We start from the raw sequence: 9,646 nt of genomic DNA on the forward strand, positions 1-9,646 counted from the left end.
CAACACGGGCGCAGCCAGTACCTGGACCGCCGCCACCAGCCCCGTCAACCCCCGCCCACCAGCACAAACAGGATGCAACTAGCTCCCTGAAGTTGTGAGGATCATGGACGCGAGGGCGCGGGGCGCGGGCGCAGCACGGGCGCGGGGCGCGGGCGCGGGGCGCGGGCGCGGGGCGCGGGCGCGGGGCGCGGGCGCGGGGCGCGGGCGCGGGCGCGAGGCGCGAGGCGCGGGGCGCGGGCGCAGCACGGGCGCGGGGCGCAGCACGGGCGCGGGGCGCATCGCCGGCCCGGCCCGGCGCGGTCGCCGGCACGCCGACTCCTAGGCTGGCCCCGTGATCATCGAGACCCAGGCGCTACACGACCGGGCCACGATCCTGGCCGCCGCGGGCGGGCACCCGTTCGTCCGGCACTCGCTCTCGCCGGGCACCCCGGCGCATGGCTGGCAACGCGACGGCGCCGTGCTGTGGTTGTTGCCACCCGAGCGCGGCTTCGGCGCCGACGCCGTGGGCCCGGCCGGGCCGGTACTGGACCTGTGCGCCACGCTGGTCGCCGAGGGCCTGCTCCGGCCGGAGAACCGGCTGCACCTGCCCCGATTCGACCCCGCCCTGGCGGTCGGGCGGGTGGCGGTGGCGCAGCACGTCGACTGGGACTTCCACTGGACCACCGTCGCGCCACCGGAGCAGCCCGACGAGCAGCGGGTCGTTCGGCTGACCGACGCCGACAGCCCGGCGCTGGAGGCGCTGGTCGACGAGGCGTTCCCGACCACCACCACGCGGCCGGGCGACCCTACGGTCGTCGACTGGTACGGCATCCGGTCCGGCGATCGGGTGGTGGCGTGCGGCGCGGACCGCAGCCGGGGAGACGTCGGCTTTCTGGCTGGCCTGACCGTCGCCCCCGACCAGCGGGGCCGAGGGCTGGGCGCGGCGCTGACCGCCGGGATGACCCGGGCGCTGCTGTCCCGGCACGACACCGTCGCGCTCGGCGTCTATCCGGACAATGTCGGGGCGGTGCGGCTCTACCGTCGCCTCGGCTTCACCGGAACCCTGCCCCGCACCTCGATCCGCCTGGGTGCCGAGCGCTAGGCCCCGTTTCCCAAGGGCGGTCGAGCCGGGGCGGAGGCCGTGCGGTGATCGAAGGCGCGGTGACGTCCGGATACGGTGTCATATCCGGACGCCACCGCAACGCCGCCGTGCGCGGTCCCGGCCGGCCGGCCAGTTCTGATGGCCCTTAACTCCGCTCGACCGGCACTGCCGCCACGGTCGGGTCCACGCCACCGCCCGTCGGGTCCGCGCCGCCACCGGCCGGGCCGGCGGGGTCCACGCCGCCGCGCGGGCCGGGCAGGCCGGGCGGATCCACAGCAGCGCCGGGGCCGGCCGGAGGCTGCCCACCGGCCGGGTCCGACACGGCCCGCCGGTCGGCCCGCCAGGCGGGCAGGTAGAGCGGGGCGGCGACGGCCAGCACGACCGCGCCGACCACCATCGCCGTACCCACGCTGGTGCTGGCCGCGAGCGCGGTCAGCACGACTCCGCCGAGCGCGGCGGCCGGCTGCCCCATCATCGAGTTCAGGGAGAGCACGCTGGTGCGGTACGGGCCGTCGACCTGGCGGTGCAGCAGGCCACTGTGCAGCGGGTTCGACGCGCCGTGCACGGCGTAGCAGGCCAGGTAGGCGACGAGCACCCCGATCGGGCCGGCGAACAGGCCCATCCCGACCACCGTGACGCCCTGCAGGATGCGCAGCAGGGCCGCGCCCGGCGCCGCCCCGGGCCAGCGCAGCAGCAGCGGGGTCAGCGCCGCGCCGGCGGCGTTGGCGATCCAGGCGGCGGAGCTGGCCGGCCCCAGCAGCGCGGCGGCCCGTTCCGGGTCGCCGACCACCTCGGCGAGCCGGACCGGTAGCAGCGATTCGAAGGTGATCATGCCGAAGCCCCAGAACAGCTCCACCGCGACCAACGCGAGAAGTACCCGGGATCGGCGCAGCAGGCCGACCGCCTGGCCGATCATGCGGGGGGCCTGCGTCACCGACGCGCGCACCGCCGTCAGACCGGTGGCCGGACGCTCCTCGACCAGCAGGACCAGCAACGCGCCGAGTGCCACCGCCTGCGCGAGGAGCGCGGCCAGCACCGGCACGGTGAGGGCGCTGACCGGGCCGAGCGGCCCGAGCGCGACGAGTCCGCCACTGAGCAGGGCCCCGCCGCCGATGGCGATGCCGACGACGGTGCCGGCGTACCCGAGGCCCTTCTCGTACTCGGCCCGCGGGTCGGCGGCCAGGGTGGCGTCGACGTACCAGGACTCCAGGGGGCCGCTGTCGAGCGCCCGGTAGACGCCCTGCAGGGCCCAGACCAGGAAGAACAGCGCGAAAGAGTCAGCCACCGCGAACACCGCGAGGGAGGCGAGGTTGAGCACCCCGGCGGCGAGCAGGATCGGCTTGCGCCCGAGGGCGTCGGCGAAGCCACCGGTGGGTAGTTCCAGCGCGAGCACCAGCAGCCCCTGCGCGGTGGTGACCAGACCGATCTGCGGCAGCGACAGGCCGCGCTCCTGCATCAGCAGGATCATCACCGGGATCAGCAGGCCCGTGGGCAGCCAGCGCAGGCCGTACAGCGTGAGGTAACGACGCCGGACCTGGCGTACGGTGAGCGCGCTCACGACGCCACCTCCATTCGCGACTGCGGGGCTCGCAAACCCGGCTCACTCCTCGCGCTCACGACGCCACCTCCATTCGCGACTGCGGGGCTCGCAAACCCGGCTCACTCCTCGCGCTCATCGGGGACCGTCCAGCAGCGGATAGGCGGCCAGGAAGACCTGCACCGGCCGGGCCTGCGGGTCGGCGGGCTCGGCCGGGTCGACCGACTCGGCCTCCCGGTGGTACCGCTCCAGCACCTGCCACACCTCCGCCTTGAGCGCCTCCAGCCGCTCGGGCGGGACCGTCAGGAAGATGTCGCCCATGCCGAAGGCGTCCCGCCAGGCGGGCGACCACTCGTGCTGGTTGGCGAACCAGCGGTCGGCGTGTTCGACGAGGAGGCGCACCTGGTCGCCCTGGATCCACTCGATGGCGGCACGGGCGTCGGGGTCGTCGTCGAAGTCGCTCGGCTCCCAGCTCGTGACATCGTGCGCGGCCTGCCACCAGCGCTGCCGTCCGCTGCCCCGGTCGGGATCCTCGGTGACCAGCCCGACCTCGGCGAGTTGGCGCAGGTGATAGCTGGTCGCGCCGGTATTGGTGCCGAGCAGCTCGGCGAGGGTGGTGGCGGTGGCGGGCCCGTTCACCCGCAGGGCACCGACCAGTCGCATCCGCAGCGGGTGCGCGAGCACCCGGACCTGCCGCTTGTCGATCCGCACCTCCCGCGGAGTCGGCTGCGGGGACGCTTCGTCATTCACCATGACTGCACACTATCTCTGCACACTTCCTGTGCACAAGAGTTGTGCACAGGAAGTGTGCATGTCGTCAGGCCAGGAGTTCCCGTACCCCGCGCAGCCGCGTCCGCAGCAGACCGGCGGCGCGGGTCGAGTCGAGGCGTACGTCGCTCGGGCGCACCACGCCGACGGCGGCGGCCGTGGTGGTCTTCAGCCCTGTCGCGTCCAGCCCGAACCGCTCGGCGACCAGCAGGCCCAGCTCGGCCCGGCTGACGGCGTCCGCGCCCGCCACGTTGAGCAGACCGGCGTACGACGAGCCGACCAGCTCCAGCACGGCGTCGGCCAGGTCGGTGACGTCGACCGGGCACCGGACCTCATCGGTGAACAGCACGGCCCGGCCGGCGAGCGCGTCACGGCAGAGCTGGATCTGCTTGCTGCCCTCCCCCAGGATCAGCGAGGTACGCACCAGCGCCGCGCCGGGATCGATCGCGCGCACGGCGGTCTCGGCCGCCGCCTTCGCGGCCCCGTACGCGTTGACCGGGCTGGGCGGCTCGTCGTCGGCGTACGGCTGGGGCCGGCCGCCGTGCAGCGCGTCGCTGGACAGGTGCACCAGGCGCGCGCCCACCTCGGCGGCGGCGAGGGCCACGTGGGCGGCGCCGTCGGCGGTGACCGTCCAGTCGTCGTACCGGTAGGGGGTGGCGACCACGGCGTCCGGCCGCACCTCGGCGACCAGCGCGCGCACGGCGGCCCGGTCGGTGGCGTCCAGCCGACGTGCCGTGACACCCGGCACCGCGATCTCACCGGAGTGGAACGTCCCGACGACCGAAAGCCCCACGCGCACGCCTCGCCGACACACCTCCCGCCCGAGAAACCCACTACCCCCGACGACAAGCACCCGCATCCCGGCCCACTCCCCCACAGACGATCAAGAGGTTCGCGTCATCTCGCGGGGCGATGATGACGCAAACCTCTTGATCAACCAAACAGCGGGCGGGCTAGACCGGGTCGGCTACCGGGGCGGCCGGGCCGGCGGTGCCGGTGTGGACCGCAGGCGCGGGCTTGGGCTTGGCATCGATGCCGGCCTCGGCGCGCTGCTGGCCCGTGATCGGGGTGGGTGCGCCGGTCAGCGGGTCGAAACCGCCCCGGGTCTTCGGGAACGCGATGACCTCGCGGATGGAGTCCGCGCCGGCCAGCAGCATGCAGACCCGGTCCCAGCCGAACGCGATGCCGCCGTGCGGCGGGGCGCCGTACTTGAACGCCTCCAGCAGGAAGCCGAACTTGTCCTGCGCCTCCTCCGGCGTGATGCCGAGCAGGTCGAAAACCCGCTTCTGCACGTCACCCCGGTGGATACGGATCGACCCGCCGCCGATCTCGTTGCCGTTGCAGACGATGTCGTACGCGTACGCCAGGGCCCGGTCCGGCGCCTCCTCGAACCGGTCCACCCACTCCGCGTTCGGCGAGGTGAACGGGTGGTGCACGGCCGTCCAGCCACCCTCGTCTGTGCGCTCGAACATCGGCGCGTCGACCACCCAGCAGAACGCCCAGGCGCTCTCGTCGATCAGGCCGGAGCGCTTGGCGATCTCGATCCGCGCCGCGCCGAGCAGCTCCTGCGCCTCGCGGGTGGTCGTGCTCGCCGCGAAGAAGACCGCGTCGCCCGGCTTGGCGCCGACCGCGTCGGCGAGCCCGCCCAGGTGCTCGGCGGAGAGGTTCTTGGCCACCGGGCCGCGCGCCTCGCCGGTCTCGGCGTCCAGCACCACGTACGCCAGGCCCCGCGCGCCGCGCGCCTTGGCCCAGTCCTGCCAGCCGTCCAGCTCCTTGCGGGTCTGGCTCGCGCCGCCCGGCATCACGACCGCGCCCACGTAGCCACCCGCGTCGATCGCGCCGGCGAAGACCCGGAACTCGGTGCCGCGCAGGTAGTCGGTCAGCTCGGTCAGCTCGACGCCGTAGCGCAGGTCCGGCTTGTCCGAGCCGTACCGGGCCATCGCGTCGTGCCAGGTGATCCGCGGGATCGGTCGGGTGATCTCGTGCCCGGCCAGGTCCTTCCAGAGCGCCGTGACGATCGCCTCGCCGAGATCGATCACGTCGTCCTCGGTGACGAAGGACATCTCGATGTCGAGCTGGGTGAACTCCGGCTGCCGGTCGGCGCGGAAGTCCTCGTCGCGGTAGCAGCGGGCGATCTGGTAGTACCGCTCCATGCCGCCGACCATCAGCAGCTGCTTGAACAGCTGCGGCGACTGCGGCAGCGCGTACCAGCTGCCGGGCTGCAACCGCACCGGCACCAGGAAGTCCCGGGCGCCCTCCGGGGTCGACCGGGTCAGCGTCGGCGTCTCGATCTCCAGGAAGTCCCGCTCGTGCAGCACGCCCCGGGCGAGCTGGCTGGCGCGCGAGCGCAGCCGCAGCGCGTTCGCCGGGCCGCTGCGGCGCAGGTCCAGGTAGCGGTACTTGAGCCGAATGTCGTCACCGGCCTCGACCTGGTCGTCCACCGGCAGTGGCAGCGGCGCGGCCTCGGAGAGCACCTCCAGCGCGGCGGCGGTCACCTCGACCTCGCCGGTGGGCAGGTCGGGGTTCTCGTTGCCCTCGGGGCGGCGGGTCACCTCGCCGGTGACCTTCACGCAGAACTCGTTGCGCAGCGCGTGCGCGTCCTCCTCGCGGAACACCACCTGCACGACGCCGGAGCCGTCGCGCAGGTCGACGAAGATGACACCGCCGTGGTCGCGCCGGCGGGCCACCCACCCGGCGAGCGTCACCGTCGAGCCGGCGTCCGCGGCGCGCAGGCTTCCGGCATTGTGGGTACGGATCACGGCTGGCAACTCCTCATCGTGGAACAGTCCTCACCCCGCATTCTGTCAGGGGTGGCCGGCCCCGCTGGGGGGCACCCGTCAGCCCGGCCCGATTCGCTGGTGGACGAGCCGGCGAACCCCGGCGACGGGGCCCGATGCCGGTTAGCGTGGCCTGATGCGCGCCGTACCGAACTGGGGCGTCGCCACGGCGGTGGCCGCGCCGGTGCTGCTGGTGGGCGGCTGGACGGTCGCGGGCGCCCGGCAGCCCGCCGGGTACGACCCGATCCGGGACACCATCAGCGAACTGGCCGGGCGCGACGCAACCGACGCCTGGATCATGATCAGTGCCCTGGTGCTGCTCGGGTGCTGTTACCTGGCGACCGCCGCGGTGCTGCACGCGGCGGGCCTTCCGAGTCGCTTCCTGCTCGCCGCCGGCGGCGTGGCCACCATCGCGCTCGTCGCCTTTCCCCGGCCGACGGTCGGCGGCTCGCTCAGCCACGGCATCGTGGCGACCATCGCCGTCCTGGCGCTGGCGCTCTGGCCGGCCGGGTCGGCGCTGCGGCTGTCGCGTGGTCCGGACGCCGCGCATCCACGGACGCCGCAACCGCCCTGGGCGTTCCGGCGCGGCGTGGCGTTGAGCGCCACGCTGGTGCTGCTCGCCCTGTTCGGCTGGTTCGCGTTCGAGGTGACCGGCGGATCACGGACCGGCCTGGCCGAACGGGTGACAGCGGTGGGCGTCTCGATCTGGCCGTTGCTGGCGGTGTTGTCGGCCCGCCAGGCGCACCTGGCGTGGGCCGCCGCCGGTACCACGGCGCTCGGGCCGGCAGTGCCGACGACCGGTGTCGTACCCCCGGATTCGTTGCTGCCGACGGACGGGCCCGACCCGCTCGCGTGAGCCGACCCGGACGCGCGACGCGGGCCGCCGGAGTGCCCCGGCGGCCCGCGTGCGGTACGTCGATCAGAAGACGCTGACGCCGTAGACGCTGAGCGGCTCGGTGACCGGCTGGAAGAAGGTGGTACCGCCGGTGCGGCAGTTACCGCTGCCGCCGGAGGTGAGGCCGAGCGCGGTGCTACCGGAGAAGAGCGAGCCACCGCTGTCGCCACCCTCGGCGCAGACGTTGGTGCGGATCAGGCCGGAGACCGAGCCCTCGGCGTAGTTCACCGTGGCGTTGGTCGCCGTCACCGAGCCGCTACGCAGGCCGGTGGTGCTGCCGGAGCGCTGCACCGACTGGCCGACCGACGCGTTGCCGGCGCCGGTGATGTCCCGGTAGCTGCCGTTGTAGAGGTAGACGTTACCGGCGGCGTTCGCCGAGTTGCTGTGCCGCACGATGCCGTAGTCGTTGCCCGGGAAGCTGGTGCCGGTACGGGTGCCGAGCAGGCTGGTCTGGCTCGAGTTCGAGTACCAGTTGCTGCCGAGGTTGGTGCAGTGCCCGGCGGTCAGGAAGTAGTAGGTGCTGCCGCTGCGCACGTTGAAGCCCAGCGAGCAGCGGTAACCGCCGGTGTAGATGGCCTGGCCACCGGAGATCCGGGTGCTCAGCACGCCGGCCTCGGCCTCTACCCGCACCGCGCCGTTGGCACGCGCGGCGGCCGCCTTGACCCGCTCCAGCTTGGCGCCGGTGACGGTGCTGTCGACGGAGACGACCACCTGGTTGGTGATCGGGTCGCTCCACCAGGCGGTGCCCGGGATCTTCGCCGAACGCTCCAGTTCGGCGGTGGCCCGGTTGAGCTCGGCGGCGCCACGGGTGACGTACCGGACGCTCGCTCCGGCCTTGCTGACCGCGCTCGCGGCGGCCGCGTCGGTCACCGTGACGACGGTCTTGCCGCTGGCGTCGATGTACGAGCCGGCGGAGCGGTCGCCGAGCCGAGCGGAGAGGGCCGCGCCGGCGTCGGGCGAGGCGGCGGGGGCGGCCTGGGCGGGTGCGCCGATGAGCGAGCCGACGACCAGGGTTCCGCTCACGGCAACGGTCGCCGCAACGCGGAAGGAGGACCTCGTGGGTCGCATGTAACAAACCTCCTGGGCGGGGGAGACGGGTCTGGCCGGGGACGGCTGACCCGAGGGCAACCCGGCCGATCTGCGAAAACCGGCCGAGTGAACTGAAGTATTCACATACTTAAGATCATTAACAAGATCTGGTTTCGCCCGAATTCGTCGACCGACATCGATCACACCGCCGCAACACCACGGACACGCTCGGAGGCACCTGCCGTCACACCCCGACGATCGCCGGATCTCCTTCGGACACCCTCGCGCGACGGCGGCCGTTGGCGCCACAACGAGCGAACGCATGTGACGCCGACCCGCCACAGCGGGCGGGCGACGTCAGACCGTGCGGCGGCGCGCGCCGGGCCCGGGGCGGGGCAGTACGTCGCGGGCGTCCGCCACCGCGTGTCCGTCGGCGCAGCGCAACTCGGCGCGCACCTCGGCGCCGCAGTCGCGGTGCTCCACGCGCAACGGCGCGCCCTCGGCGTCGGCCAGGTACCTGTCGCCCCAACCGAGCACGGCGACGAGCACGGGCCAGAGGGCGAAGCCCATCTCCGTCAGCCGGTACTCGTGGCGCAGCCGGCTGCCGGGCTCCCGGTACGGCTCACGACGAAGGACGCCCCGCTCGACCAGCAGGGCCAGCCGGTTGGTGAGAACCTGCCTGGGGATCCCGGTACGGACCCGCATGTCGTCGAAGCGCCGTACGCCGCTGAACACCTCGCGCAGCACCACCATGGTCCACCGCTCGCCGAGGATCTCCATCGCGCGGGCGATGGTGCAGTTCTCCACCGACCAGTCCAGTGCCGCGGGCCTCATCCGACCAGGCTAGGTCTCATTGACAGACTCAGCAACATACTGCGAGGCTGCATCCATGACGCAGACTCAGGAGCCGGCGCGCAGCCGCACCTTCACCTGGTCGGACCCAGCGGCCAACGCGGCCCAGGTCGGTCAGCGCAGCGGCCTCGACATGCTTCGCGCGATGATCGCGGGGGAACTGGCCGCACCCCCGGTGATGCACCTGCTCGACATGGCCCGCATGGAGGCCGACGAGGGGCGCGTCGTCGTCGAGCTGACCCCCCAGGAGTTCCACTACAACCCGCTGGGCACCGTGCACGGCGGCGTCCTCTCGACACTGCTGGACACCGCCGCCGCCTGCGCCGTACACACCACGCTGCCCGCCGGGGTCGGCTACACCTCGCTGGACCTGAACGTGAAGTTCCTCCGGCCGGTCACCGTCGCGAGCGGCACGTTGAGCTGCGAGGGCACGGTCCTGCAACGCGGACGCCGCACCGCCCTGGCCGAAGCCCGCCTAACGGACGCGGCGGGCCGCCTGACAGCCCACGCCACCAGCACCTGCCTGATCCTCCCCCTCCCCTGACCCCATCCCTCGCCGTCGATCTTGCAGTTCCTGTCGCCGAAACGCGGGCTGTGCCCCGATTCGTGACAACAGAAAGTGCAAGACGCTTCTATGTCTGTGGTGATCGGTTCGGCTGGTTGCCGTTAGGTTCGGCGTCGATGATCGCTTGGGTGACTCATTGTCG

Annotated in this window: 9 protein-coding genes; 3 read left to right on the plus strand and 6 right to left on the minus strand. The window is 73.1% G+C overall.

Features of this window, described 5'->3' with window-relative positions:
- The first annotated feature begins 331 nt into the window (after positions 1 to 331).
- A complete protein-coding gene (locus ABZ272_RS31945; protein ID WP_355053666.1) occupies positions 332 to 1,081 on the plus strand; it encodes a GNAT family N-acetyltransferase in 750 nt (249 codons plus the stop codon).
- Positions 1,082 to 1,226: 145 nt separating this feature from the next.
- Here the strand turns inward: ABZ272_RS31945 and ABZ272_RS31950 are convergent, their stop codons facing one another.
- The 4 genes from ABZ272_RS31950 to aspS all read right to left on the minus strand — a co-directional run bounded on the left by ABZ272_RS31950 (position 1,227) and on the right by aspS (position 6,145).
- Positions 1,227 to 2,639, minus strand: a complete 1,413-nt coding sequence (locus ABZ272_RS31950; RefSeq protein ID WP_355053667.1) for an MFS transporter — start codon at positions 2,637 to 2,639, stop codon at positions 1,227 to 1,229.
- Positions 2,640 to 2,753: 114 nt separating this feature from the next.
- Positions 2,754 to 3,371, minus strand: a complete 618-nt coding sequence (locus ABZ272_RS31955; protein ID WP_355053668.1) for a helix-turn-helix domain-containing protein — start codon at positions 3,369 to 3,371, stop codon at positions 2,754 to 2,756.
- Between the two features lie 64 nt (positions 3,372 to 3,435).
- On the minus strand, positions 3,436 to 4,245 hold the full coding sequence (locus ABZ272_RS31960; protein WP_355053669.1) for a sugar nucleotide-binding protein: 810 nt from the start codon (positions 4,243 to 4,245) through the stop codon (positions 3,436 to 3,438).
- Positions 4,246 to 4,339: 94 nt separating this feature from the next.
- Entirely contained in the window at positions 4,340 to 6,145 is a 1,806-nt protein-coding gene (gene aspS / locus ABZ272_RS31965) for an aspartate--tRNA ligase (protein ID WP_355053670.1), read from the minus strand.
- A 154-nt stretch (positions 6,146 to 6,299) separates the two neighbouring features.
- Here aspS and ABZ272_RS31970 point away from each other — a divergent pair, with 154 nt between their 5' ends.
- On the plus strand, positions 6,300 to 7,019 hold the full coding sequence (locus tag ABZ272_RS31970; RefSeq protein WP_355053671.1) for a DUF998 domain-containing protein: 720 nt from the start codon (positions 6,300 to 6,302) through the stop codon (positions 7,017 to 7,019).
- Between the two features lie 63 nt (positions 7,020 to 7,082).
- Here ABZ272_RS31970 and ABZ272_RS31975 read toward each other — a convergent pair whose 3' ends face one another.
- The gene (locus tag ABZ272_RS31975) at positions 7,083 to 8,126 is read right to left on the minus strand and encodes a S1 family peptidase (RefSeq protein ID WP_355053672.1); all 1,044 of its coding nucleotides are present in this window, start codon (positions 8,124 to 8,126) and stop codon (positions 7,083 to 7,085) included.
- A 318-nt stretch (positions 8,127 to 8,444) separates the two neighbouring features.
- On the minus strand, positions 8,445 to 8,921 hold the full coding sequence (locus ABZ272_RS31980) for a helix-turn-helix domain-containing protein (RefSeq protein ID WP_355053673.1): 477 nt from the start codon (positions 8,919 to 8,921) through the stop codon (positions 8,445 to 8,447).
- A gap of 55 nt (positions 8,922 to 8,976) precedes the next feature.
- Here ABZ272_RS31980 and ABZ272_RS31985 point away from each other — a divergent pair, with 55 nt between their 5' ends.
- Positions 8,977 to 9,483, plus strand: a complete 507-nt coding sequence (locus tag ABZ272_RS31985; protein ID WP_355053674.1) for a PaaI family thioesterase — start codon at positions 8,977 to 8,979, stop codon at positions 9,481 to 9,483.
- Positions 9,484 to 9,646: the final 163 nt, after the last annotated feature.

The sequence above is a fragment of the Micromonospora sp. NPDC005979 genome (assembly GCF_040614415.1).
Taxonomy (GTDB): domain Bacteria; phylum Actinomycetota; class Actinomycetes; order Mycobacteriales; family Micromonosporaceae; genus Micromonospora.

Excerpts from the sequence above, each read along its gene's own strand:
- ABZ272_RS31955 (WP_355053668.1), bottom strand. The coding sequence starts at position 3,371 with ATGGTGAATGACGAAGCGTCCCCGCAGCCGACTCCGCGGGAGGTGCGG.
- ABZ272_RS31960 (WP_355053669.1), bottom strand. The coding sequence starts at position 4,245 with ATGCGGGTGCTTGTCGTCGGGGGTAGTGGGTTTCTCGGGCGGGAGGTG.
- ABZ272_RS31970 (WP_355053671.1), top strand. The coding sequence starts at position 6,300 with ATGCGCGCCGTACCGAACTGGGGCGTCGCCACGGCGGTGGCCGCGCCG.
- ABZ272_RS31975 (WP_355053672.1), bottom strand. The coding sequence starts at position 8,126 with ATGCGACCCACGAGGTCCTCCTTCCGCGTTGCGGCGACCGTTGCCGTG.
- ABZ272_RS31980 (WP_355053673.1), bottom strand. The coding sequence starts at position 8,921 with ATGAGGCCCGCGGCACTGGACTGGTCGGTGGAGAACTGCACCATCGCC.
- ABZ272_RS31985 (WP_355053674.1), top strand. The coding sequence starts at position 8,977 with ATGACGCAGACTCAGGAGCCGGCGCGCAGCCGCACCTTCACCTGGTCG.